At 71.5% G+C, this 23,896-nt stretch carries 18 protein-coding genes and 1 riboswitch; of the genes, 15 read left to right on the forward strand and 3 right to left on the reverse strand.

Translation table 11 applies throughout. The features are described 5' to 3' along the window. The first annotated feature begins 227 nt into the window (after positions 1 to 227). The 8 genes from VZQ01_RS25215 to VZQ01_RS25250 all read left to right on the forward strand — a co-directional run bounded on the left by VZQ01_RS25215 (position 228) and on the right by VZQ01_RS25250 (position 15,084). On the forward strand, positions 228 to 1,841 hold the full coding sequence (locus VZQ01_RS25215) for an MXAN_6577-like cysteine-rich protein (RefSeq protein WP_426744892.1): 1,614 nt from the start codon (positions 228 to 230) through the stop codon (positions 1,839 to 1,841). A gap of 19 nt (positions 1,842 to 1,860) precedes the next feature. Then, a riboswitch (cobalamin riboswitch) is annotated at positions 1,861 to 2,076 on the forward strand. A 185-nt stretch (positions 2,077 to 2,261) separates the two neighbouring features. Beyond that, positions 2,262 to 3,638 carry a hypothetical protein gene (locus VZQ01_RS25220; RefSeq protein WP_223782915.1) on the forward strand — a complete coding sequence of 459 codons (1,377 nt, stop codon included), beginning with the start codon at positions 2,262 to 2,264 and terminating at the stop codon, positions 3,636 to 3,638. Beyond that, positions 3,635 to 4,363 carry a cell surface protein gene (locus tag VZQ01_RS25225; protein ID WP_426744893.1) on the forward strand — a complete coding sequence of 243 codons (729 nt, stop codon included), beginning with the start codon at positions 3,635 to 3,637 and terminating at the stop codon, positions 4,361 to 4,363. Before VZQ01_RS25220 ends, VZQ01_RS25225 begins: the two co-directional genes overlap by 4 nt. Then, entirely contained in the window at positions 4,360 to 4,851 is a 492-nt protein-coding gene (locus VZQ01_RS25230) for a QcrA and Rieske domain-containing protein (protein WP_426744894.1), read from the forward strand. The genes VZQ01_RS25225 and VZQ01_RS25230 overlap by 4 nt, the downstream gene beginning before the upstream one ends. A gap of 151 nt (positions 4,852 to 5,002) precedes the next feature. Beyond that, positions 5,003 to 6,685, forward strand: a complete 1,683-nt coding sequence (locus VZQ01_RS25235) for an adenylate/guanylate cyclase domain-containing protein (RefSeq protein ID WP_223746948.1) — start codon at positions 5,003 to 5,005, stop codon at positions 6,683 to 6,685. Between the two features lie 176 nt (positions 6,686 to 6,861). Beyond that, positions 6,862 to 10,575, forward strand: coding sequence for a serine/threonine-protein kinase (locus VZQ01_RS25240; protein WP_426748990.1), 3,714 nt, complete (start codon positions 6,862 to 6,864; stop codon positions 10,573 to 10,575). Positions 10,576 to 10,650: 75 nt separating this feature from the next. Then, the gene (locus tag VZQ01_RS25245) at positions 10,651 to 12,342 is read left to right on the forward strand and encodes a carbon starvation CstA family protein (RefSeq protein WP_223746950.1); all 1,692 of its coding nucleotides are present in this window, start codon (positions 10,651 to 10,653) and stop codon (positions 12,340 to 12,342) included. Positions 12,343 to 12,363: 21 nt separating this feature from the next. Beyond that, entirely contained in the window at positions 12,364 to 15,084 is a 2,721-nt protein-coding gene (locus VZQ01_RS25250) for a fused MFS/spermidine synthase (RefSeq protein ID WP_426744895.1), read from the forward strand. A gap of 2 nt (positions 15,085 to 15,086) precedes the next feature. Here the strand turns inward: VZQ01_RS25250 and VZQ01_RS25255 are convergent, their stop codons facing one another. Beyond that, positions 15,087 to 15,863, reverse strand: a complete 777-nt coding sequence (locus VZQ01_RS25255) for a YoaK family protein (protein ID WP_223746952.1) — start codon at positions 15,861 to 15,863, stop codon at positions 15,087 to 15,089. Between the two features lie 65 nt (positions 15,864 to 15,928). Beyond that, on the reverse strand, positions 15,929 to 16,273 hold the full coding sequence (locus tag VZQ01_RS25260; protein ID WP_223746953.1) for a histidine triad nucleotide-binding protein: 345 nt from the start codon (positions 16,271 to 16,273) through the stop codon (positions 15,929 to 15,931). A 197-nt stretch (positions 16,274 to 16,470) separates the two neighbouring features. Between VZQ01_RS25260 and hprK the strand changes: the two genes are divergently transcribed. From hprK to VZQ01_RS25295, 7 genes are all read left to right on the forward strand, one after another. Then, positions 16,471 to 17,436 carry an HPr(Ser) kinase/phosphatase gene (hprK, locus tag VZQ01_RS25265; RefSeq protein WP_223747245.1) on the forward strand — a complete coding sequence of 322 codons (966 nt, stop codon included), beginning with the start codon at positions 16,471 to 16,473 and terminating at the stop codon, positions 17,434 to 17,436. A gap of 35 nt (positions 17,437 to 17,471) precedes the next feature. Beyond that, a complete protein-coding gene (rapZ, locus tag VZQ01_RS25270; RefSeq protein WP_248543098.1) occupies positions 17,472 to 18,296 on the forward strand; it encodes an RNase adapter RapZ in 825 nt (274 codons plus the stop codon). Positions 18,297 to 18,302: 6 nt separating this feature from the next. Then, entirely contained in the window at positions 18,303 to 18,851 is a 549-nt protein-coding gene (locus tag VZQ01_RS25275) for a manganese efflux pump MntP (protein WP_223746954.1), read from the forward strand. Between the two features lie 143 nt (positions 18,852 to 18,994). Further along, positions 18,995 to 20,518 carry a flavin-containing monooxygenase gene (locus VZQ01_RS25280; RefSeq protein ID WP_426744896.1) on the forward strand — a complete coding sequence of 508 codons (1,524 nt, stop codon included), beginning with the start codon at positions 18,995 to 18,997 and terminating at the stop codon, positions 20,516 to 20,518. Further along, entirely contained in the window at positions 20,511 to 21,614 is a 1,104-nt protein-coding gene (locus VZQ01_RS25285) for an alpha/beta hydrolase (protein ID WP_267699318.1), read from the forward strand. The genes VZQ01_RS25280 and VZQ01_RS25285 overlap by 8 nt, the downstream gene beginning before the upstream one ends. Next, positions 21,611 to 22,456: an SDR family NAD(P)-dependent oxidoreductase gene (locus VZQ01_RS25290; protein ID WP_141328636.1), complete on the forward strand. Its 846-nt coding sequence runs from the start codon at positions 21,611 to 21,613 to the stop codon at positions 22,454 to 22,456. Before VZQ01_RS25285 ends, VZQ01_RS25290 begins: the two co-directional genes overlap by 4 nt. Beyond that, entirely contained in the window at positions 22,453 to 23,160 is a 708-nt protein-coding gene (locus VZQ01_RS25295) for a QsdR family transcriptional regulator (protein ID WP_426744897.1), read from the forward strand. The genes VZQ01_RS25290 and VZQ01_RS25295 overlap by 4 nt, the downstream gene beginning before the upstream one ends. 3 nt (positions 23,161 to 23,163) lie before the next feature. On the opposite strand, the gene VZQ01_RS25300 is transcribed toward VZQ01_RS25295, so the two are convergent. Beyond that, a complete protein-coding gene (locus VZQ01_RS25300; protein ID WP_426744898.1) occupies positions 23,164 to 23,889 on the reverse strand; it encodes an immunity 52 family protein in 726 nt (241 codons plus the stop codon). Positions 23,890 to 23,896: the final 7 nt, after the last annotated feature.

Genomic DNA, 23,896 nt, shown 5'->3' on the forward strand with positions numbered 1-23,896 from the left:
CGCTCGGCTCATGAGCTGCGCGCCCTGCGCGCTCGCGTGCCCATGCCGGTCGTTCACGGCACCCGTTGCAGCGCCGTCCTCTCGCAGGGGGCATCTCGCACGCACGCTCCTCGCGTCCGGTTCGTCCGTGGGGCCCGCTCGCGAGGTGCGCGTCGCATGTGTTCGCTCTCCCTGGCACCGGTCGTTCGCGGTGATGCCGCGCCTGCCTTCCCCTTCCTGAGGACTCGATGCTTCCTGTTCCTTCCTTCGTAGCGCCCAGGCTGCTCGTCCTGTCGCTGCTCTGTGCCTCGGCGCTCGTGCTCACGGGCTGTCCGGATGAGGGCGTGGTCTGCACCTCCGGCCTCGTCGTCTGTGACGGCGCCTGCGTGGACACGCGGAGCGACACCGCGCACTGCGGCGCCTGTGGCACCACGTGCTCCTCGGGGGAGGTCTGTCAGGACGGCGCCTGTGGTTGCCGCGCGGGCACCGAGTCCTGCAACGGCGCCTGCGTGGACACCGCGACGGATGTCGCCCACTGCGGCGCGTGTGGCTCGGCCTGTGCCGCCGGGCAGGTCTGCGAGTCCGGCACCTGTCGCGAGGGCTGCTCCGAGGGGCTGCTGCGCTGCTCCGGCGCGTGCGTGGACGGCCAGACGGACGCGCTCCACTGCGGCGCCTGCGGCAACGTGTGCCCCGACGCGCAGTCCTGCCGCTCCGGGCGTTGCACCTACGACGTCGTGGCCGCGTGCTTCACCAACGGGCAGCTCGTGGGCCTCCAGGCGGGGACGGACCAGCTCGGACCTCGCCGAGAGTTCGGCGCGGGCATCCAGGCGCTCGCGTCCTGGGATGGCTTCGTGCTCGGCGCGGACATGACCAACGGCAAGCTGCTCCAGGCGCCTGGAGGCAACCTGGGCGCGCTCGTCGAGGAGGACTCGCTGGGCGTCGTGTCCGGCTCCCCCAATGACATCCTCGTGGACCCGCCCCACGTGTACGTCATCGACTCGGTGAACAACACGCTCCAGGTGCTCCGCCGTGACGGTCCGTCCCACGGCAACGGCCTGGGCCTGCGCACCGTGGGGCAGTTGAACCTCGGCCCGAACACCAGCCCCCAGGCGCTCGCGCGCTTCGGCGACCTGCTCTACATCCCGCTCTTCGGCACCGGCAGCTCCAACTTCCAGCACGGCAACGCCGTGGCGCGCGTGGACATCTCCGACCCCACGCAGCCGCGCAAGGTGGACACGCTGTCGCTCACCGGCCTGGACCTGAAGCCCTTCGACGGCACGGGCTCCATGCCCCTGCCGTTCTCGGTGACGGCGACGCGCACCCACGTGTACGTGGCGCTCACCAACCTCAACCCCGCCAACGACTACCGCCCCAACGGGCCGGGCATGCTCGCGCGCATCGACCCCGCCACCGGCGCCGTCAGCGCCATCGACCTGGGCCAGGAGCGCTGCCTCAACGCGGGCTACGTGGAAGCCGTCGGTGACCAGCTCGTGGTCGCCTGCATCGGTGAGGCCATCTACGACACGGCCAACGGCTACCTCGCCACGTCCGTTCGCTCCACGGGGCTGGTGCTGGTGAAGAACGATGTCCCCGTGGCCTCCTACGCGCTGAATCCCGGCTGTCAGCCCGGCGCACCGGGTTGCCTGTTGTCGGTGGCCAGCCGCTTCGCCGTGTCCCGAGGCGCGGTGTACCTGGCGGACACCAACGCGGGCCGCGTCTTCGTCGTGGAGGTCGGTGATGGCACCCTCACCGAGCGCAGGGGCTCCTCCACGCCCACCGCGAAGGGCCCCGCGCTGGAGGCGTGCCCGGTGGACCCTCGACGCCCCGTGTCCAACGCCATCGACGTCACCGCGCTCCATTGACAATGCCTGTCGCCCGCCATATCCCGGCCGCGTCCTCGGTGCCGTCGTGCGAACCACGGCGGCTCTAGGGAACCCGGTGCGAATCCGGGACTGCCCCGCAGCGGTGTGCAGGAACGACCGCCGTCATTGAAGCACTGGTCCCTCACGGGACTGGGAAGCGACGGCCACTAGGTGGGCGCCCTCCGGGGCTCCCGCGCCTGCGAGTCCGAAAACCTGCCGTGGACCCGTGCCCCTTGGGCACGGACATCACCGAGGCCTCCGAGGGGAGGCGGCGGAGGCGTCAGCCCATTCACCGCGCACCGTGGGGTGCTCGGGTGCCCGCCTTCGACCGCGTCCTCCTGGAAGCCCACCCGCCCGTGGGGGCGGAGAGGGACGAGGACGCAGATGAAGACGGCTGAATCGAAGCGCGCGAAACCTTGGATGAAGTCCGCATCACTGGCCGTGGCCTCCTTCGCCGTGGCCCTGCTCGGCACCGGCTGCAACCCGGAGTGTGTCGACCCATTCGACTGCCGCGCCGACAACGGCGAGGCCCCCGCGGGGCAGCAGTGGGTCTGCGTCGACGAGCGGTGCGAGACCGAGCCTGCCCCCACCACCCCGACGCCCGACGCGGGGACGCCGGATTCGGGCACGCCCGACGCGGGCCCGCCGGACTCCGGGACGCCGGATTCTGGTACGCCGGACTCCGGCACGCCCGACGCGGGTCAGCCGGACTCGGGCACGCCCGACGCGGGTGAGCCGGATGCAGGTGCGCCGGACGCGGGTGAGCCGGATGCCGGCCCCGTGGTGGTCGACTGCGCGACGGTGCCGCTGGACCCGAAGCTGGGCACGCTCGTGCTCCAGCCGGGCTTCGTCGCCGCCGAGTCCGTGGCGCTGTCGCCGGACATCCTCGCGCTCGGTGCCTCTCCGGGTCCCACGTATGCGTTCTACGGCATCCAGGGACGGGGCAAGGACGCCGCGCTGTACTCGCTGGGCACCTGGCCCGACCTGCTGCCGGGCACCACGAAGCTCTTCGACATCATCACCCCCGCGGACCGCGAGGGCGGCGCCACGGTGTACCCGAACGGCTACGTCATCAACGACGGCCTGCGCGTCTTCACCGGCTACACGCTGGGCGCCACGGGCTCGCCGGGCAACGTCGCCGCGTATGACCTGGCCACGCCGGCCAACTCGAGCTTCGTCGTCGCGCCCAAGAACTTCTCCGCGGCGGCCTTCACGTCCGGGGAGCTGAGCGCGGTGCTCGTCAACGGCGGCGGTCTGGGCTCGGCCTCCGACCTGGCTGTCTATGGTCTCGTGACGTCCACGGACCCCATGGGCACGGTGCGCGCGGTCAACTTCCCGCAGGGTGACGTGGTGGGCAGCGGCTTCACCGCCGTGACGGACACGGGCGTCGCCGCGCTGGGCTACTTCGACCAGAACTTCGTCAACGTCCTCCACGGCGTGGCGCCCACGACGCTCGCCACCGCCATCACCAGCGGCACGCCGCTGGACCTGGGCACCCAGGCGAAGGTCGACGTGGGCAGCGACTTCAACGACGTCGCGGCCTTCGGCGGTGGCGTGGTGCTCAACCGCGGCGCCTACGCTCCCCCGGACTACGACTTCGTCGCCACCGACGTGTCCCGCTACGCGCTGTCGGTCGGCGCGAATGACGCCGTGACGGTGGGCGCGCGCGTGCCCGTGCTCACCTACGTCAACCAGTGCACCACGGTGCGGATGCTCAAGGCGCTCGGCTCCGACGTGCTCGTCGGCGTGTCCGACCGCAACGGCCGGCGCCTGGTGCGCCTCCAGGTGGCGCCGTGAGCACGCGCGCCTCCTCGTGGTTCGGTCGCGGCACCGTGCTCGCCCTGGCGCTGAGCCTGTCCGCGTGCGGTGGGGACGAGGCTCCCGTCACGGACGACGACGCGGGGCCCGGTGACTCGGGGACCGACGCGAGCCCCTCGCGGCCCGCTGACCCGTACGCCGACGAGGTGGTCGAGTACCTGCCCGGCCCCGGCGCGGGCTTCGGACAGGACCGCTTCCCGTCCATCGTCCTGGGCGCGCCGGTGGGCGGGGGGCTGGACAGCGGCTCGCTGGATGTCCTCTCGCTGGGGCAGGGTGGCTCCATCACCCTGCGCTTCACGGACCTCGCGGTGGTGGATGGCCCGGGCGTGGACCTGCTCGTCTTCGAGAACGGCTTCCTCATCGCCGGAGGCCCGCGCGCCTTCACCGAGCGGGGCCGCGTCTCGGTGAGCGACGACGGCGTGCAGTGGCACGAGTTCCCCTGCGCCCCCTCGGACGCGACGAACAACTACCCGGGCTGCGCGGGCGTGCGTCCCGTGACGGCCAACCCCGCCGCTGGCATCAGCGCCACGGACCCCGCCGTGGCCGGCGGTGACGGGTTCGACCTGGCCACCGTGGGCCTCGCCCGGGCGCGCTACGTGCGCATCGTCGACGCGGGCACCAACGGCTCGGCGGGCACCTCCGCGGGGTTCGACCTGGACGCCGTCGCCGTGGTGAACGGCGTGTCGCTGACCGCCGCGCCATGACGGACCTGGACCGCCGCGCCGCGCTCCTCACGTTGGCCCGGGGCGGCTGTGCCCTGGCCACGCTGGGCGCGGGGTGCGGCGGCGAGTGGCGGGAGGCCATCGTCCTGGCCCCTCCGCCCGAGGGCGCCTCCTGCCCCGACCTCCCCCAGCCCGGCACCGCCGCCGAGGGCTGGGTGGAGGTGCGGCTCGAAGCGCATCCGGGCCTCGAGTCCCCCGGAGGCCACGCCCGGGTGCACGCGCCCGAGGCCCTGCTGGACGTGCTGCTCGTCCACACGACGCCCGGGTGCTTCGTGGCGCTGTGGCGCATCTGCACGCACGGCGACTGCGGCGTGGACTGGCGGCCCCAGGAGGGCGTGGTGGAGTGCCCCTGCCACGGCTCGCGCTTCGCCCTGGACGGCGCCGTCCTCCAGGGCCCGGCCCAGCGCCCGCTGGCGGCGTTCACCGCGGTGCGGCAAGGCGCGTCCGTCTTCATCCACCGGCCGCGCTGAGCCCCGCACCCGAGGGGACGTCCCGGCGCACTGTCAGTCCTGACCCGGCGGCGGGCCCTTGCGCCGGGAGTCCGGGTCAGCCCCGTCCCCCTCCGGGGCACGGGTCTCCCTCTCTTACGTTGAGAGAGAGTCGTGTAATGTCGGGGATTCGATGTGGCAGATCATCATCAACGGGCCCGGCTACTTCGACACGTCCTATGACTTGCCCGAGGGCGTGACGAGCCTGGGCCGCGCCGACGAGAACGACATCGTGCTGGGCGGAGACCTGGTCTCCCGCCGGCACGCGCGCCTCTACGTGGAGGCGGACATCCTGCGCATCGAGGACCTGGGCAGCCGCAACGGCAGCCGCGTCAACGGCGCGCCCCTGCAGGGCTCCCGGCAGCTGTCCCCCGGCGACTCCGTGGCGCTGGGCGAGAACACGCTCGCGGTGCGCCAGCCCAACACCGTGGAGAACGCCGCCACGGAGATGGTGGACCTGGGCGCCGGCGGCGTCGTGCGCTTCGGCCACGGGCAGGACGTGGGGCCCTCCGTCCTGCTCGCCAAGAGCGTGCGCGACGCGGACGTGCTGCGCCTGCTCGACAACGTGGGGCCGGTGCCCTTCGAGGACTTCAACCAGCAGGCCTCGTTCGTCCCCCCGGCCAGCCCCCGCGTGGCGCAGGAGACGCTGGTGTTGATGTTCCGCACCGCGGAAGCGCTCTCCACCGCCACCACGCTGTCCACCTTCCTGGACCTGACCATGGACCGGCTGCTGGAGCGCACCGACGCCACCACGGCGGTGGTGCTGCTCAAGCACCCCACGGGCGCGCTCGTCCCCGCGGCGGTGCGCCACCGGGGACGGCTGGCCAAGGGCGAGGTGCCGGTGTCCGACGCCATCGTCGACGAGGCGCTTCGCCAGGGCCGCGCGCTCGCGGTGGGCGACGTGCGCGACGACCGCCGCTTCGCCGCGCGCGAGAGCGTCATCCTCTACGGCGTGGCCAGCGTGCTGTGCATCCCCATCGGCTCCGAGGCCCCGTACCAGGGCGTGCTCTACGTCAACACCTCCGCCAAGGGGGACGGGCTGGAGCCCATGCTGGACGCGTGCTCGGCGGTGGCGCACCTGGTGGCCACCGGCGTGCAGAAGTTCTCCCCGCGCGACGGCGGCGCCACGCAGGAGCGACTGCGCCGCTCGCTGGAGCGCTTCCACCCGCCCGACGTCGCCGAGCGCCGCGCCACCGAGGCCCAGCGCCAGGGCGGCAGGCTGCCGGGCCTGGAGGAGCGCACCCTCACCGTGCTGCACGTGGAGCTGGTGGGCTTCCCCGCCCTGGCGTCGCGCATCGGCGGGGCGAAGGCGACCAGCCTGCTGAGCGACTTCCACTCGCGCGCCACCGGCATCGTGTTCAGCTTCGAGGCCACCGTGGAGTCCTTCATCGGTGAGTCCATGCGGGCCCTGTTCGGCGTGCCGTACGTGAAGGGCGAGGACTCCGTGCGGGCGGTGCGGGCGGCCTTGGCCCTGCGCTCGGACTGGGAGCGGGCGATGAGCCGCCGTCCCCTGGACGAGCGCTGCTCGCTCCGGATGGCCCTGCACACCACGCGCGCCCTGGTGGGGATGATCGGCAACGAGGTCCGCCCCGACTACACCGCCGTGGGCGAGGGCATGTCCGTGGCCACCTGGCTGGCGGCGACGGGCAACCCCGGGCAGGTGTTGATTTCCGGTAAGGTGCTGGCGGCCGTGGCGGCCCGCTTCGACGTGATGCCCCTGGGGGAGCGGCTGGTGCGCCCCCCCAAGGAGAAGGTGGCCGCCTTCGAGGTCCTCGACGAGGACGTCGGGGTGTTGACCAACCCCGGCCTGCGGTGAAACCCCCTGCGGCAGGTTGACGGGTTGATGGACCAGGGCAAGCCAGGGTTCAATGGGCGCCCGAGTGGTGGACCCCCGCCCCCATGAACGCTCATAACCCCTCCGCCCGGCTGCGCCCGTTCCGGCCCCAGCCCTTTGGCCGGTACACCCTCCTGTCCCATCTGGCGACGGGCGGCATGGGTGAAATCTATCTCGCGAGGCTGGAGGGCGCGCAGGGCTTCGAGAAGCTCTGCGTCATCAAGAAGATCCTCCCGCAGCTCGCCGAGGACACCGACTTCGTCGAGCGCTTCGTGGGGGAGGCGCGCACGCTCGTCCGCCTGAGCCACGGCTCCATCGCCCAGGTGCTGGACATGGGGCTGCACGAGGGCGAGGCCTACATGGCCCTCGAGCACGTGGACGGCAAGGACCTGCGCAAGGTGGCCGCCCGGGTGGGGGACAGGCAGGTTCCGCTGCCGCTGACGTTCATCCTCTACGTCATGGGCCGGGTGCTGGACGCGCTGGCGTACGCGCACCGCAAGAAGGACGACGACGGGGAGGACCTGAAGCTGGTCCACCGGGACATCTCGCCGCAGAACATCCTCATCTCCTACGAGGGGGAGGTGAAGGTCATCGACTTCGGGCTGGCCAAGAGCCGGCTGTCGGCGGCGAAGACGAACCCGAGCATCATCCTGGGCAAGTTCCTCTACATGTCCCCGGAGCAGGCCCGGCACCAGCCGGTGGACCGGCGCGCGGACCTGTACGCGGTGGGCCTGACGCTCTACGAGCTCATCTGTGGGAAGAACCCCTTCGACGGCATCCACCCCGGCGAGCTGATGTCCGTGGTGGCCAACCCGAAGGTGGCGCCGCTGGACGAGGTGGAGCCGCTCACGCCGCGCTCGGTGACGGCGCTGGTGGCCAAGGCGCTGGAGGTGGACCCGGCGCAGCGCTTCCAGACGGCGGAGGAGTTCCGCGGCCGGCTGCAGGCGTGCCTGATGGAGATCGACCCCAGCGCGGGGCCGGAGAGCGTCAGCCGCTTCATGCGCGAGCTGTTCACCGCGGACTTCCAGTCCGAGCGCCGGCTGCTCGCGAGCCTCAAGGACGTGCCGCGCGGTGGCTACGCCGAGGCGCGCGCCGCGGCTCCGGAGCCCTCGGAGGAGGGGGCCGCGCCGCGTCCGTCGCCGCCCGCGGGGGCGATGTTGCCGGCGAAGACCATCCGCCTGGATGGGCCGGTGGAGGCGCTGTCCTTCCATCCGACGCGGCGCAGTCGCGATGGTGGGCCCGTGGATGACGGGGAGACGCGTCCAGGCATCCCGATGGATGAGTCCACCCGGCCCGCCTTCCCGCTGGAGGCGCTGGAGGAGGAGGCTCGGGTGCGGGCGGCCCGGCTGAATCCGGACACGTCGCCCTCCCTGTCCGTGGAGGTGGCGCCCGAGGTGGCCGCCCGCCCGCCCGCGCCGCCGCCCGCCGTCGCGCCCGCGCCTCGGCCGCCGTCGCAGACGCGCGAGGTCCCGCTCACGACCATGCCCGCGGAGGCGATTCCTCCCGCGCCGCCACCGCCACCTTCGCGCCCGGACACGCGGCCCACGGAGCTGGAGCTGCTGCCCGTGGGCGCGGTCGTCGGCCCCGCGGACGGGCAGGGGAGCCCCTACGACGCCACCGACCCCCGCGCGGAGCCGCTGCGTCCCTTCGGTGAGGACCCGCGTGGCGCGGCGTCCCGGCCCGCCACGTTCAGCGGCGGGAACCCGCGTCCTCCTCCGCCTCCCGTCACACCGCCTCCCGCGGCGGTGATGCCCCAGCGGCAGGCGCTCGTGCCTCCTGGCGCGCCGGCACCGGCGTCTCCGGCGCGCTCCGGGGTGATGGTGATGCCCGCTGTCAGCGTGCCTTCCGAGGCGCCGGCTTCGGGTGTGACGACGCGGCCTGGACCTGGGGCCGCGATGCCCTTCGCGGGTGAGCAGCCCGCGTCCGGTGTGACGACGCGGCCTGGACCTGGGGCCGCGATGCCCTTCGCGGGTGAGCAGCCCGCGTCGGGTGTGACGACGCGGCCTGGACCTGGGGCCTCGGTGCCCTTCGCGGGTGAGCAGCCCGCGTCGGGTGTGACGACGCGGCCAGGACCGGGGGCCTCGGTGCCCTCGGCTGGCGAGGCGCCGGCGTCCGGCGTGACGACGCGACCCGGACCTGGGGCCGCGATGCCCTTCGCGGGCGAGCAGCCCGCGTCCGGTGTGACGACGCGGCCAGGACCTGGGGCAGCCACCGCCGCGCCGCCCCCAGGTTCTCCGTCGCGCTCGGGCGCGATGACCATGCCTCCGGCCGCCGCATCCGCGCGCGGTGGCTCCCTGACGTCGAACCCCGGCGTGCCGTCGCGCTCGGGTGCGATGTCGATGCCCGACGCGGCGCTGACGTCGAACCCCGGCGTGCCGTCGCGCTCGGGAGTGATGACAGGGCAGGGCGCCGCGTTGACGTCGAACCCTGGCGTGCCGTCGCGCTCGGGCGCGTTGCCGGTGCAGGGCGCCGCGTTGACGTCGAACCCCGGCGTGCCGTCGCGCTCGGGCGCGTTGCCGGTGCAGGGCGCCGCGTTGACGTCGAACCCCGGTGTGCCGTCGCGCTCGGGCGCGAAGGTGGGCGAGCCGGGCGTGGTGGTCTCCTATCTCGAGTCTTCGGGCGGTGACGCGGACGCCGAGATGCCGGTGCTCACGCCCGAGCAGATGGGACACGGCGAGCCGTCGGAGCGCCTGGAGGAGATGGACACCAATCCCCGGGCGTCGCGGCCCGGGCGAGCGGAGCGCTACGAGGACACGCACCCGCGCGCGCCTCGGGACGCGGACACCGACCCTCGGGGTCCACGCGTGGCGGACATGCAGGCCCGCGCCGCCGTCCACGAGGACACCCAGCCTCGCGTCGTCCTGGACGAGAGCCTCCTGCGTGACGCGGAGGGCGTCGCGCGCGACGACGAGGAGCGCTCGGGTGTCTCGCGTCCGAAGACGGGCTCGCGCCGCGTGAGGCCGTCCTCCCCGGGCATGGCGCCCGCGCCGGGGCGACGCACGGGGGGCAGCCGTCCCGTGGTCGTCGCCGTGCCCGAGGAGGAGGAAGAGGACGCGGACGTGCGCGTGTCCATGGCCTCGCACGAGGAGACGCGGCGCACGTCGGTGCCCTCGCGGCCCAACGTCCCCGTCCGTCGCCCGTCGGAGGACACGCGCAAGACCACCGTGCCCAAGCGCGGCAAGCGCAGCTCCGCGCTGACGTGGGTGGTGGTGCTGGGCGGCTTGGGCGCGCTGACGGCGGGAGCGGCGTTCCTCCTGTCGGACCCCCAGGTCCGGGGAATGGTGATGAACCAGCTCGGGCAGCTCGGCCTCGTCGCCAAGGGACCCGAGGGAGCTCCGAGCCCCGTGGCTCCTGGCGCGAAGGCCCCGAAGGCCCCTGGGGACGGTGCCGCGGAGCCCAAGCCGGGCGCCGTGGTGGCGGAGCAGGCCCCCGTGGAGGCGGCGGCCCCTGGCGAGCAGGCCCCGGCTGACAATCCCGCGGCGGTGGACAGCCCGCCGTCCGCGCCTCCCGAGGCCGAGGCGGCCACCGCGCCGAAGAGCGCCGAGGACGATGACGGCTCGTTGCTGGCGCCCCTGGGGAAGCCGGCTCCGAAGGCCCCCGCGCCGAAGCGCGCCAACACCAATCGCGTGCGCATCATCAAGGGCGCGGGCCCGCAGACCGAGCTGGCACGCGAGTGGAAGGCGGCGAACGCCGAGTTCAAGAAGCTCGAGGCCCTCCGGTCCTGCGACAACCTGGGGTTCCTCTGCCAGAAGCGGGACGACCTGGATGAAGAAGTCGCCGCCGCCCAAGGGGAGTCCAACCCCGAGCTCTTGAAGACGGTGAGGAACTTCAGGAAGCAGGTCCAAGGCAAGCTGGCGTCAGGCGACCCGTGACGCCGTTGCCGTCGTCCTCGGACTTCCAGGAGCCAGGGTGTTGACCGGAAGTCCGGGTCGGGAAAGCCTCGCGGCATGAGCCTCCCCCTGATTGCTGGAGTGTTCCTGGTGGTGCTGGCGCTGGGCTATCGCTTCTACGGAGGCTTCATCGCCCGGCAGTTCCGCCTGGATTCTGGAGCGGTGACGCCCGCGCACGCGAAGAGCGACGGCGTGGACTTCGTCCCGACCAGGCCCTTCTACCTGTTGGGTCAGCACTTCAGCGCGATTGCCGCGGCCGGGCCCATCGCCGGGCCCATCCTGGCGGCGCAGCAGTTCGGTTGGTTGCCGGCGCTCTTGTGGATTGCGGTGGGCTCGGTGTTCATCGGGGCGATGCATGACTTCGCCACGCTGGTGGCGAGCATCCGCCACGGCGCGGTCTCCATCGCGGAGGTGGTGCGCAGCCACCTGGGGCCCACCGCGGGGCTGGCGATGCTGGCCTTCATCTGGGTGGCGCTCGTCTACGTCATCGTCGCCTTCACGGACGCGACGGCGGCCACGTTCGTCAGCGGCGACGCGGAGCTGGAGGGGCTCACCTTCCGCTTCAACCCGGGCGGCGCGGTGGCGTTCGCGTCCATCGCGTACCTGCTGCTGGCGGTGGTGATGGGGCTGGTGGACCGCTGGCTCAAGCCGCCCCTGTGGCTGCAGACGCTCATCTTCGTGCCGGCGACGCTGGGCGTGGTGTACCTGGGCACGCGCATGTCCACGCTGCTGGTGCTGGATGCGCGAGGCTGGTCCGCGCTCATCCTGGCGTACTGCTTCGTCGCGTCGCTCACGCCCGTCTGGGTGCTGCTGCAGCCGCGCGGCTACCTGGGCGGCTTCGTGCTGTACGCCGCGCTGGCGGTGGGCGTGGTGGGCATCTTCTACGGCGGGCTGAGCGGAGAGCTGTCCATCCAGCAGCCCGCCTTCTCGGGCTTCAACGTCCCGGGGCCCGGCGGCGCGCTGTTCCCGTTCCTCTTCGTCACCATCGCGTGCGGCGCGTGCTCGGGGTTCCACGGGCTGGTGTGTTCGGGCACCACGTCGAAGCAGATCGACAAGGAGCCGCACTGCAAGCCGGTGGGCTACGGGGCGATGTTGCTGGAGGGCTTCGTGGCGGTCATCGCGCTGGCGACGGTGATGGTCGCCACCAAGGCGGAGCTGACGGGCAAGGCGCCGGGCGCGGTGTATGGCGCGGGGCTGGGGCGCTTCATCGTCACGGTGCTGGGCAAGGAGTACCTCGTCATCGCGACGACCTTCGGGGCCATGGCCTTCTCCACCTTCGTGTTCGACACGCTGGACGTGTCCACGCGGCTGGGGCGCTACATCCTCCAGGAGTTGTCGGGGAAGAAGGGCAAGGGCGCGGCGATGGTGGCCACCGCGGTGACGTGTGGAGTGCCGCTGGCCTTCGTGCTGCTGGCGGGCTCGGGAGCGTGGCGCTCGTTCTGGACGTTGTTCGGTACGTCGAACCAACTGCTCGCGTCGCTGTCGCTGCTCGGGGTCTGCGTGTGGCTCAAGAGCACGGGCCGGCCCTATGTGTATGCGTTGGTGCCCATGATGTTCGTGGGGGCTGTCACGCTCACCAGCCTGGTGCTCCTGGTGCGCGAGGCGCTGTCGCCGGCGAGCTCGGCGGCGTCGCGGGTGAACGGGGTGGTGGCGGTGGTGTTGCTCGCGTTGGCGCTGTCCCTCTTCGCCGCTGGGTCGCGCGCGCTGCGCTCCCGGCGCCATCCTCCCGCCGCGGCGCCGGCTGTCTGACGTACGCCTCCCAGGGTCTCCATGCTTCGATACTCCGTCGCCATCTTCACGAGCGCCTTCCTGTTGTTCGGGGTGCAGCCCCTGGCGGGGCGCTATGCGCTGCCCTGGTACGGCGGGACGCCCGGTGTGTGGACGGCGTGCATGCTCTTCTTCCAGGCGGCGCTCCTGGGCGGCTATGCGTACTCGCACGGGCTGGCCTCCCGGCTGACGCCGCGCCTGCAGGCGAAGGTGCACCTGGGTGTGCTGGCGTTGGCGGTGGCCGTGTTGGGGGTGAGGGCGCTGTGGGTGGGCTCGCCGGTGGCGCCGGGGCCCGAGTGGCGTCCGGTGGGCACGGACCTGGCGGTGCCGCGACTGCTGGCGATGCTGGCGGTCACCATCGGCCTGCCGTTCTTCGTGCTGAGCACCACGGGGCCGCTGCTCCAGTCCTGGTTCGCGAGGGCGCGGCCGGGGCGTTCGCCGTACGTGCTGTATGCGCTGTCGAACGTGGGCTCGCTGCTCGCGCTGCTGGGCTATCCGTTCCTGGTGGAGCCCTGGGTGGGGCGGGGCGCGCAGGCGTGGGGCTGGGGCGTGGGCTTCGTCCTCTTCGCGGTGGCCTGCGCGGTGTGCGCGGTGGATGTGCTGCGCCATGAGCGCTCGGCGGCGGCTCCCGTCGAGGGACAGCTCGGCGTCACGGTGACGCACGTGGCGGCGGACGCGGCGTCACGGCTCGCGGTGGGGGCTGGCGCAGCAGGGGGCTCGGGCTCCGATGCGAATGCCACGCTCGTGGCAGGCGCGGCGTCACAGCTCGCGGTGGGTGCTGGCGCAACAGGGGGCTCGGGCGCCGATGCGAATGTCGCGCTCATGGGAGGCTCGCGCGAAGCCGAGCCACACGTCGCGGCGGGCGCTGGCAGAGTGGTCTCGGGCATCGATGCGAAGGCCTCGCCCGTGGCGGGCGCGGAGCCGCGAGCGACGGTAGGGGTTGGCGGAACGGTTTCGGGCGTCGATGCGAAGGCCTCGCCCGTGGCGGGCGCGGAGCCGCGAGCGACGGGAACGGTTTCGGGCGTCGATGCGAGCGAGGCTCTCGCCGGAGGCGCTTCGCGCGGGGGGACCGCCGGGCACGCCACGGACACCGAGGCCGCGCACGCGGCCGCCTTCGAGGCGATGAAGCAGGAGGCGCGCGGTGGCGCGCCGGACGCCCCTGTGATGGAGCACCCGTCGAAGCCCGGCCTGAGGAACACGCTGGAGTGGCTGGGGCTGTCCACCTGCGCCTCCGTGCTGCTGCTCGCCACGACGAACCAGCTCTCGCAGGACGTGGCCGCGGGCCCGTTCCTCTGGGTGCTGCCGCTCGCCGTCTACCTGCTCACCTTCATCCTCGCCTTCTCGCGCGAGTCCTTCTACTCGCGCACGCTGTACTCGGTGCTGCTCATCGCCTCGGGCGCCGCGGCGGCGCACGCGCACGCGGCGGGTCCGCACTTCCCGCTGCCGCTGCTGCTGCTGGCCTACGCCGCGTCACTCTTCGCCGGTTGCATGGTGTGCCACGGTGAGCTGTTCCGGCTGCGCCCCGCGCCTCGGCACCTGAGCGCCTTCTACCTGTGGGTCTCCGCGGGCGGTGTGCTGGGCGCGCTGTTCGTCAGCGGCGTGGCCACGAACTTCTTCCGCGCCTACTGGGAGTATCCGCTCTCGCTGGGCGGCTGCTGCCTCGTGGCGCTGTTGGGCCTGGCGAAGGCGCCCCCGGACGAGACGCGCGGCCGGCGCGTGAGCCGGATGCTGCGCGGCGCGATGCTCATGATGGTGACGACGAACCTGTTCCTCTCGATGAGCCAGGACCTGGAGCGGGCCCGGTTCAGCGAGCGCAACTTCTTCGGCGTGGTGCGGGTGATGGAGCAGAACGCGGAGGACCCGGCGCTCCACCTCTTCGGCCTGCGCCACGGCGCCGTCACCCACGGCTGGCAGCTCGCCTCACCGGAGAACCGTACGCGGCCCACGACCTATTACACGCGCGAGGCCGGACTGGGCCTGGCCATCGCCGAGCAGCGTCGACTGCGCCAGGCGGTGGGACTGCCCCCTGGCCTGCACGTGGGTGTGCTCGGCCTGGGCGTGGGCACCAGCGCGGCGCTGCTCGAGAAGGGCGACCGGAGCCGCTACTACGAAATCAACCCGGCGGTCATCGAGCTGGCCCAGGGCAAGGGCGGCTTCTTCAGCTTCCTCGCGGACTCACCGGCCACCGCGACGATGGTGGAGGGCGACGCGAGAATCTCCCTGGAGCAGGAGCTGGAGCGCGGCGAGCCGCAGGGCTTCGACGTGCTGTCCCTGGACGTCTTCTCCTCGGACGCGGTGCCCGTGCACCTGCTCACCGAGGAGGCGGTGGCCCTCTACAAGCAGCACCTGGCCCCCCACGGCGTGCTGGCGATGCACATCAGCAACGTGCACCTGGACCTGGTGCCGGTGGCGCTGGCGCACGCGCGCAAGCTGGGCATGCACGCGACGTTCGTCTTCCACGAGACGAAGGACGACGCCCTGCGCAGCAACTGGATGCTGCTGAGCCCGGACCGCGAGTTCTCCTGGGGGCCCACCTTCACCCGCGCCACCGCGCGCGTGCGGCGCCTGGGCCTGCGCGGCGAGCCGGACTTCACCTGGACCGATGACCGCAGCAGCGTGCTGCGCGTGCTGCGCCAGGGCGGCCCCGACTCGCGCGTCCTGGACGTGGAGGCCTCCTCGGGCCCGCCGCCCACCCAGCCCCTGGCCCAGCCCGCGTCCCCGTGAGGTCACGCCCGTGACGTGGAGCCTCGCGGCGCCCCGCGCGCCGCGGCCGGGCTCAAGTCCAGCCCGATGAGCAGCAGCAGCACCACACACGGCAGCCCCAGCGCCGCGGGCCCGTGGCGCAGGTAGAGCAACGGCCCGCCGGTGCACCCCAGCAGGAACGACAGCCCCAGTCCCAGGTGCAGCCGCGTGCGCTCGAACTCGATGGCCGAGGGCAGGGCGCGCAGGCGCCTGAGCACCCCCGTCACCCCCTGGCCGCGCGAGCCATCCCGCACCCACGCGAACATCTGCACCAGCTGGATGCCGATGTCCGTGAGGATGCCGGTGACATGCGTCGTGCGCACCACCGCGCCGGACACGCGCGTGACGAGCGCGTTCTGCAGCCCCATCGCGAACGCCAGCGCCCACAGCAGCACCGGCGCACGCGCACCCGGCGCCGCGTCGAGCGCCACGCCGATGCCCGCCAGCGTCACCACCTCCACCGCGAGCGCGGCCACGTGCCGACCCCGCTCGCGCCGTCGGGACGCATCCAGCAGCGCCGCCGCGCACACCGCGCCGACCACGAAGGCCAGCAGCACCTGGGCGGCCCGGAACGCCAGCGCGCCGTCCCCCAGCGCGAGCGACTCGCCCAGGGACGCCATGTTCCCGGACATGTGGGACGTGTGCACGCCGAGCGCCACGAAGCCCGTCGCGTTCACCGTGCCCGCCACCGCCGCGAGCAGCAGGGCCAGCACCGTGTAGGCACGACGATTCGCGGGAGTCGATTCCGTGGAGAAGGGCATCGCCGGCGCACCCCTCGCGCCTCACGGGACAGACACTAGCAACCGGTGGGCCCCACCGCTTCGCCTCACCCCGGAGGCCAGGTGAGCGAGCGGCCAGCCAGGAGGTGCAGGTGGATGTGGAACACCGTCTGCCCCGCATCGCCGTTCGTGTTCATCACCACCCGGTAGCCGTTGGCGTCGTGGCCCAGTTGCTTGGCCAGCTTCGCCGCCGCGGTGAAGAGGTGGCCCACCGTGGCCTCGTCCTCCGCCGCGATGTCGTTCACCGTCGGGATGTGCTTGTGGGGGATGAACAGGACGTGCGTGGGCGCCTGAGGGTTGATGTCCTTGAACGCCAGGCAGACGTCGTCCTTGTAGACCACTTTGGCCGGGATGAGGCCGTCTCGAATCTTGCAGAAGAGGCAGTCGGACATGGCCGGGGCTTACCAACCGGCGGGACGCCGGGAAATGGCCATGGCGCGCATTGTTGAGGCGCCAAGCGGTGGCCCCGGACCCCCGGGGCCGGCAGGCCGGTGGTCGGGTGGGCAATCGGCGGTGGAGGTGGGGGACGACACCCCCCGTGGGCACTTCGACTCAAAAGGTCCCACCGGTGATATTCCAGGCCCCGACGATGAAATCCATCCGCATCTCCCAGCTCATCGAGGACCACGACTACGACCTGCGGCTGACGCTCGTCGCGGGTGCGGCGGGCCTGACGAGGACGGTGGACTCGCCGCGCATCCAGAAGCCGGGGCTGGCGCTGGCGGGGTTCACCGAGCACCTCCACCCCCGCCGCGTCCAGGTGTTCGGCAACACCGAGATTTCCTACCTGGCCACCCTCCCCGAGTCGCGGCAGCGCGAGGCCCTGTCCAAGCTCTTCGAGGAGGAGGACCTGGCCTGCGTCGTCGTCACCAAGGAGCTGGAGATTCCCCCCGTGCTGGTCACCGCCTGCGAGGCGGAGGGCCTGGCCCTGATGAAGACGCCGCTGCTCTCCAGCGACTTCATCACCCGCGTCCAGTCCTTCCTGGAGGAGGCCCTCACCGAGTCCAGCAGCCTGCACGGCGTGCTGATGGACGTCTTCGGCGTGGGCATCCTGCTCCTGGGCAAGAGTGGCATCGGCAAGAGCGAGATTGCCCTGGACCTGGTGATGCGCGCCCACCGTCTGGTGGCCGACGACATCGTCGACGTCACCCGCCGCAAGGGCGCCGTCTACGGGGCCGGTAATCCGGTCATCAAGCACCACATGGAAATCCGGGGCTTGGGCATCATCAACATCAAGGACCTGTTCGGCGTGGCGGCGGTCCGCGAGCAGAAGAAGATCGAGCTCGTCATCGAGTTGCAGGAATGGGACCCCCATCAGGAGTACGACCGGCTGGGGGTGGAGGACAAGCACCTGCAGATTGTGGGTGTGGACATCCCGCTGTCGGTGGTACCCGTGCGTCCTGGCCGTAACATGGCGACCATCATCGAGGTGGCCGCCCGCAACCAGTTGTTGAAGCATCAGGGCCACCACTCGGCGCGGGAGTTCGCCGAGCGGCTCAACCGGGCCATCGCCGAAGGGGCGATGCGCCGCACCCTGGGAGAAGAGGTCGAGTGACCGCGCCCGCGAAACAGTTGGTCGTCATCACCGGCATGTCCGGCTCCGGCAAGTCCACCGCCATCCGGGCGTTGGAGGACGCGGGGTTCTTCTGCATCGACAACCTGCCGGTGGTGCTGTTGCCCAAGCTCACGGAGCTGGCGGGCGGTGGCAACATCGAGCGCATGGCGCTGGTGGTGGACGTGCGCGAGGGCGTCTTCCTCAAGGAGGCCCCGCGCATGCTCGACGAGGTGCGTCGCGCCGGCCACCACGTGGAGGTGCTCTTCCTCGACTCGAGCGACGACAGCCTCATCCGTCGCTTCAGCGAGACGCGCCGCCGCCATCCTCTCGCCCCCAACGGCACCGTCGCCGACGGCATCAAGGCGGAGCGCGAGGCGCTGAGGGATTTGCGCGAAATCGCGGACCAGGTCATCGACTCGTCGGTGCTCAACGTCCACGACCTGAAGCGCATGGTGCAGGCGCGCTTCAGCCCGGAGCCCGCCGCGGGCCCCAGCCTGTCGGTGATGTCGTTCGGCTACCGCTACGGCGTGCCGCCGCAGGCGGACCTGGTGCTGGACGTGCGCTTCTTGCCCAACCCGTACTTCGTCCCGGAGATGAAGGGGCTGACGGGCAAGGTGCCGAAGGTGGCCGCGTACGTGCTGGACCGCGACGAGGCGCAGCAGTTCCTCGAGAAGGTGGTGGACCTCTGCCGCTTCCTGTTCCCCCGCTACCAGAAGGAGGGGAAGGCGTACCTCACGGTGGCGCTGGGGTGCACGGGTGGCAAGCACCGCTCGGTGGCCATCGCGGCGGAGCTCACCCGCCGGCTGACCGATGAGAACACCCGCGTCCAGCTATGGGACCGGGACATCGAGAAGGAATAGCCGGAGATGACCCTGTTCCTGCTCGCGCTCGGGGTGGCGATGGACGCCACCGCCGTCTCCGGAGGCATGGCCATCCGCGGGGCGCGTCCGCCAGACATCCTGAAGCTGGCGGTGACGTTCGGCCTGTTCCAGTTCGGCATGTCCCTGGCCGGCGCGCTCGGGGGCAAGGTCATCCTCACGCGCTTCGCGGCGGTGGACCACTGGATTGCCTTCGGGCTGCTCGCCCTGGTGGGCGGGCACATGATCTACGAGGCGTTCTCCCACGACGAGGAGGAGCGCGCCGCGTCGACGGGCATCAAGCTGCCCATGCTGATGACGCTGGGCGTGGCCACCAGCATCGACGCGCTCGCCGTCGGCGTGACGCTGCCCGCGCTGGAGCTGGGCGTCATTCTCTCCACCGGCCTCATCGGCGTGCTCACCTTCGTGCTGTCCGTCCTGGGCGCGTGGGCGGGCAAGCGGCTGGGTGAGCGCTTCGGCACCAGCATCGAACTGCTCGGAGGCGTGGTGCTCATCGGCATCGGCCTCAAGACGCTCGTCGAGCACCTGAACCACTGACGTCCCCACTGGCGGGCCCTCGCGAGCGACGGCCTTGTCGGAAATGAGTCAAGGTTGCGAAGTGACTCATGACGCGCCATGGTGGGAATCCGTAGCGCGGGTGGGGTGGGCGACGGGCGGGTTTCCTGGAGCGGAGGTTGGTGATGTCCCTGGCTCGGGTCCGACACTTCCACGTGGCCATCGCTGGCAGCGGCTTTGGTGGCCTGGGCATGGCCATCCGGCTGAAGCAGGAGGGGATGGAGGACTTCGTCATCCTGGAGCGGGCGGGGGACGTGGGCGGCGTCTGGCGGGACAACGTGTACCCGGGCTGCGCGTGTGACGTGCCCTCGCACCTGTACTCGTTCTCCTTCGCGCCCAACCCGCGTTGGTCGCGGGCCTACTCATCGCAGCCGGAGATTCACGCGTACCTGCGTGACTGCGCGGGGCGCTTCGGGGTGCTGCCGCACGTGCGCTTCCACCACACCGTGGAGGAGGCCTCCTGGGACGAGGCCGCGCAGCACTGGCGCCTCCAGACGTCCCAGGGGCTGTTCACCGCGGACGTGTTCATCTTCGCGGCGGGCGCGTTCAGCGAGCCCGTGGTGCCCACGCTGCCGGGGTTGGAGCGCTTCCAGGGCAAGGTGATGCACTCGGCCCGGTGGGATTCGAGCTACGCGCTGGAGGGGCGCCGGGTGGCGGTGGTGGGCACGGGCGCGTCCGCCATCCAGTTCGTGCCGGTCATCCAGCCGAAGGTGTCGCGGCTGGTCCTGTTCCAGCGCACGCCGCCGTGGATTCTGCCGCGCGAGGACCGTCCCATCGCCGCATGGAGACAGTGGCTGTATGCGCGAGTCCCCGGGGCGCGGTGGCTGACGCGCCTGGGCATCTACGCGGTGAAGGAGCTGTCCGCGCTGGCCTTCATGCACCCGTGGATCATCCGGCTTGCCCAGCGAGGGGCGAAGCGGCACCTGCGCGACTCGGTGAAGGACCCGGTGCTGCGCGAGAAGCTCACGCCCGGCTACACGATGGGCTGCAAGCGCGTGCTCGTCTCGGACGACTACCTGCCGGCGCTGACCCGGGACAATGTCGAGGTCGTCACGGAGGGCCTCCAGGAGGTGCGCGAGCACTCCGTCGTCACCACGACGGGCGCGGAGCACCCGGTGGACGCGCTCATCTTCGGCACGGGCTTCCAAATCACGGAGCCGGCCTTCGCGCGACACATCCGGGGACGGGATGGGCGCTCGCTGACCGAGACGTGGGCGGGGAGCATGAAGGCGCACCTGGGCACGTCGGTGAGCGGCTTCCCCAACTTCTTCATGCTGCTGGGACCCAACACGGGGCTGGGACACACGTCCGTCATCCTGATGATGGAGGCCCAGTTCGCGCATGTGCTCAGCGCGCTGCGCTACCTGGAGGGGCGAGGGCTCGCGGCGGTGGAGCCCACGTCCGACGCGCAGGAGGCGTTCATCCAGGACGTCGACACGCGGATGGCGCGGACGGTCTGGCTCACGGGCGGGTGCGTGAGCTGGTATCTGGACGCCACCGGGCGCAACTCCACGCTGTGGCCCGGCTTCACGTTCTCCTACCACCATCGAGTCTCCGCCTTCGAGCCGTCGGAGTACGTGGCCATCGCCCGGCACGGGCGCTCGAGCGCGACGACGGGGACTCGTCACCGGAAGCTGGCACATGGCTGATGACACGAAGCTCACCCTCCTGGAGCGCCTGGAGTTCAAGGTCGCGAGCGCGCTGTTCCGCCTGCCGCCGCCGATGCTGGTGCGCTTGTCCGGCAAGCCGCCGGTGGTGATTGACGGGCTGCGCCTGCACCCCGAGGTGCAGCTGCTGCTCTCGCTGCGGGAGCGCAAGGGCGTGCCCCGGAAGTCGGAGCTGCCTCTCGCCGAGTCGCGGAACCGGCTGCGGCGCGAGGCGCTGATGCACTCGGGGGCGCTGGAGCCGGTGGCGTCGGTGACGTCGCGGGTGCTCGAGACGAAGCAGGGCCCGCTGCGGGCGCGGCACTATGTCCCGCCCGGGGACTCACGGGGGCGGCCGCTGCTGGTGTTCTTCCATGGCGGTGGGTTCGTGATGGGGGATTTGGACACGCATGACTCGCCGTGCCGGCGGCTGTGTCACCACGCGGGCGTGCACGTGCTCTCCATCGACTACCGGCTGGCGCCCGAGCACCCGTTCCCCTCGGCGGTGGAGGACGCGATTGCCGCGTTCGAGTGGGCGCTGGAGCACGCGGCGTCGCTGGGCGCGGACCCGGAGCGGGTGGCGGTGGGAGGTGACAGCGCGGGTGGGAACCTGGCGGCCGTCGTCGCGCAGCACACGGTGCGCGAGGGCACGCGCAAGCCGGCGCTCCAGTTCCTGTTGTACCCGACGATGGACCGCACCCGGGACTGGGGCTCGCTGTCGCACTTCGCGGAGGGGTTCTTCCTCACGCGCGTGGATGTCGAGTGGTACCAGGAGCAGTACATGATGGGCAGCACGACGCCGCTGGCGGACCCCCGGGTCTCTCCGCGTCAGGAGAAGTCGCTGGCGGGGGCGCCACCGGCGCTCATCGTCACGGCGGGGTTCGACCCGCTGCGGGACGAGGCGGAGGCGTACGCGACGGCGCTGCGGGAGGCGGGGACGCCGACGACGCTGCGCCGCTTCGATTCGCTGGTGCATGCGTTCGCGAACATGTCGGGACTGAGTCGGGCGTGTCGGGAGGCGACGGTGGAGGTCGCGCGGTTGCTGCGCCGGATGCTCGACGAGGTGGAGCCGAGCCGGGCGCGAAACGGAGCCAGCACATGAAGACGGTGAAGGACAAGGTCGCGGCAATCACGGGCGCGGGCTCGGGCATTGGCCGGGCCACGGCGGTGCTGCTGGCGAAGCGGGGCTGTCACCTGGCGCTGTCGGACGTGAATCCGCAGGGCCTGGCGGAGACGGAGGCGAAGTGCCGGGAGCACGGGGTGCGCGTGCGGGTGGACCGGGTGGACGTGGCGAAGCGCGAAGAGGTGCACGCGTGGGCGGACGAGGTGGCGCGGGAGTTCGGCGCGGTGCACATCGTCATCAACAACGCGGGGGTGGCGTTGGGGGCGACCATCGAGGACACGCGGTACGAGGACTTCGAGTGGTTGATGAACATCAACTTCTGGGGCGTGGTGTACGGCACGAAGGCGTTCCTGCCGCACCTGAAGGCGGTGGACGCGGGGCACATCGTCAACGTGTCGAGTGTGTTCGGGCTCATCGGGGTGCCGACGCAGGCGGCGTACAACGCGGCGAAGTTCGCGGTGAAGGGGTTCACGGAGGCGCTGCGGCAGGAGCTGGAGGTGGAGGGGGGGAGCATCGGCGTCACGTGTGTGCACCCTGGGGGCATCAAGACGAACATCGCGCGCAACGCGAGGGTGACGGTGCGGCGGGGGTGGACGGATGAGCGCTCGTCGAGTGACTTCGAGAAGGCGTTCGCCACGACGCCGGAGCGCGCGGCGGAGGACATCGTCACGGCCATCCACAAGAACCGGCGTCGTCAGCTCATCGGGGGTGACGCGGTGCTCATCGACTTCATGCAGCGGCTGTTGCCCACGCTGTACCAGCGCGTGTTGGTGGCGGGGATGAAGCGGCGGCGGCGGAAGATGCTGAGCGCGGCGACATGAAGCGGACGGGGGCGAAGCCCGTGCGGCGGAGCGCGAAGGGGGCGCCGTCGAGGACGACGCGTCCGGCCTCGCGCGAGAAGGCGCGGGTGCGGGTGACGCCGTTGTCGAAGCGGTTGGAGGCGTCCTCGCGGGCGACGCCGAGGGATTTGTTCGCGTTGGCGATGCGGTGGTGGAGTGAGGGGGAGCGGTTCGACATCGGCAGGATGGCGCAGGAGCTGGGCGTCAGTCGGGCGACGGTGTTCCGGTGGGCGGGGACGCGCGAGCTGCTCTACGGGGAGGTGCTCTCGTCCCGGTTCGATGCGGCGCTGACGGCGGCGAGGGGCGAGTTCCAGGGCGAGGGCGCGGCGTACCTGGCGGACGTCACCGAGCGGCTCATCCAGTTGATTGTGGAAGACGCGCCGCTCAGGCGCTTCATCCAGCAGGACTCCGAGTACGCGATGCGCGTGCTGATGTCGAAGAGCAGCCGCGTGGAGGAGCGCTGCGCGGCGAGCATCCGCAGGGCGTTGGAGGAGGGCGTGCGGGACAAGCTCATCCGCCCGGCGATGAACCTGGATGCGCTGTCGAACGTCATCGTCCGGGTGGGACAGTTCTTCCTGTACCGGGACGCGCTGACGGGAGACCCACCGGACGTGGAGTCCGCGATTACAGCGACGCTCATCCTGCTCACCGCGGAGGCGGGCGACGCGCGGTGGCGCAGGCGGTGAGACTCAGGGGTGGCCGCTGAGTGGCTTCAGTAGCCCTGCCTGGTCCAACAGCGCTCGCACTTGCTCCGCCAAGGCCACGTGTTCCGGGTTGCTCACCGTGAAGCGTTCGGGGGTGAGGATGATGAGCGTGCCCTTGTCGCCCACGGCTTCGACGCGCACCGGAGAGGGAAGGGGCGGCACCGTGCCCCGATGCCGTGCGAGATAGGTGACCCAGCCCACGTAAGGAGTCCCCTTGGGACGGTGTGGCTTCTGCAGGTCTCGGTGTTGCTCCGAAATCGCCACGCCCCAATCCGGCTCCCAGGCGTCAGCTGTATGTCGCAGGAGCGCTGAGAGCGCGGGTTCCGACAGGAGCCGCTCCAAGCTCGGGCCTCGGCTGGGTAACGTGTAGACACACCGGTTTCCGACCCATTCAGAGCGGCCACCGCACGCGATGAGGAAGCTGGTGGTCTCGTCGTCATCACTGGCGCCATTCCACCCTGCGATGCTGAATCCCAGCTCGTCGACGACCCGGTCCTTGCTCCGGCGGACGAAAGGCTCCAGCTCCGCCAACTGAGGAAGCAGTGGGCGCTTCAGTGCTTCGGCGCGTGACTTGCCCTGTTGGAACCAGTGCGCGAGCGAGGAGTCCACCGCTGGAAGCCGCTCGAGAAGGACTTGGAACCGACGCGCGCACTCCTCCGCCGACTCCTTCCTGGCCCCCCAATAGACTCCCGCGTAGTAGCTCTCGGTCACGGCTCAA

Source organism: Myxococcus faecalis, assembly GCF_050039385.1.
In the GTDB taxonomy this organism is placed as follows: domain Bacteria; phylum Myxococcota; class Myxococcia; order Myxococcales; family Myxococcaceae; genus Myxococcus; species Myxococcus fulvus.

Bases quoted from the DNA above. Each gene is read 5' to 3' on its own strand.
- VZQ01_RS25280 (WP_426744896.1), top strand. From the start codon at position 18,995: ATGTCCCTGGCTCGGGTCCGACACTTCCACGTGGCCATCGCTGGCAGC.
- VZQ01_RS25235 (WP_223746948.1), top strand. From the start codon at position 5,003: ATGTGGCAGATCATCATCAACGGGCCCGGCTACTTCGACACGTCCTAT.
- VZQ01_RS25295 (WP_426744897.1), top strand. From the start codon at position 22,453: ATGAAGCGGACGGGGGCGAAGCCCGTGCGGCGGAGCGCGAAGGGGGCG.
- VZQ01_RS25260 (WP_223746953.1), bottom strand. From the start codon at position 16,273: ATGTCCGACTGCCTCTTCTGCAAGATTCGAGACGGCCTCATCCCGGCC.
- VZQ01_RS25250 (WP_426744895.1), top strand. From the start codon at position 12,364: ATGCTTCGATACTCCGTCGCCATCTTCACGAGCGCCTTCCTGTTGTTC.
- rapZ (WP_248543098.1), top strand. From the start codon at position 17,472: ATGTCCGGCTCCGGCAAGTCCACCGCCATCCGGGCGTTGGAGGACGCG.
- VZQ01_RS25240 (WP_426748990.1), top strand. From the start codon at position 6,862: ATGGGTGAAATCTATCTCGCGAGGCTGGAGGGCGCGCAGGGCTTCGAG.
- VZQ01_RS25290 (WP_141328636.1), top strand. From the start codon at position 21,611: ATGAAGACGGTGAAGGACAAGGTCGCGGCAATCACGGGCGCGGGCTCG.
- VZQ01_RS25230 (WP_426744894.1), top strand. From the start codon at position 4,360: ATGACGGACCTGGACCGCCGCGCCGCGCTCCTCACGTTGGCCCGGGGC.
- VZQ01_RS25285 (WP_267699318.1), top strand. From the start codon at position 20,511: ATGGCTGATGACACGAAGCTCACCCTCCTGGAGCGCCTGGAGTTCAAG.
- VZQ01_RS25245 (WP_223746950.1), top strand. From the start codon at position 10,651: ATGAGCCTCCCCCTGATTGCTGGAGTGTTCCTGGTGGTGCTGGCGCTG.
- VZQ01_RS25275 (WP_223746954.1), top strand. From the start codon at position 18,303: ATGACCCTGTTCCTGCTCGCGCTCGGGGTGGCGATGGACGCCACCGCC.
- VZQ01_RS25215 (WP_426744892.1), top strand. From the start codon at position 228: ATGCTTCCTGTTCCTTCCTTCGTAGCGCCCAGGCTGCTCGTCCTGTCG.
- VZQ01_RS25220 (WP_223782915.1), top strand. From the start codon at position 2,262: ATGAAGTCCGCATCACTGGCCGTGGCCTCCTTCGCCGTGGCCCTGCTC.
- hprK (WP_223747245.1), top strand. From the start codon at position 16,471: ATGAAATCCATCCGCATCTCCCAGCTCATCGAGGACCACGACTACGAC.
- VZQ01_RS25255 (WP_223746952.1), bottom strand. From the start codon at position 15,863: ATGCCCTTCTCCACGGAATCGACTCCCGCGAATCGTCGTGCCTACACG.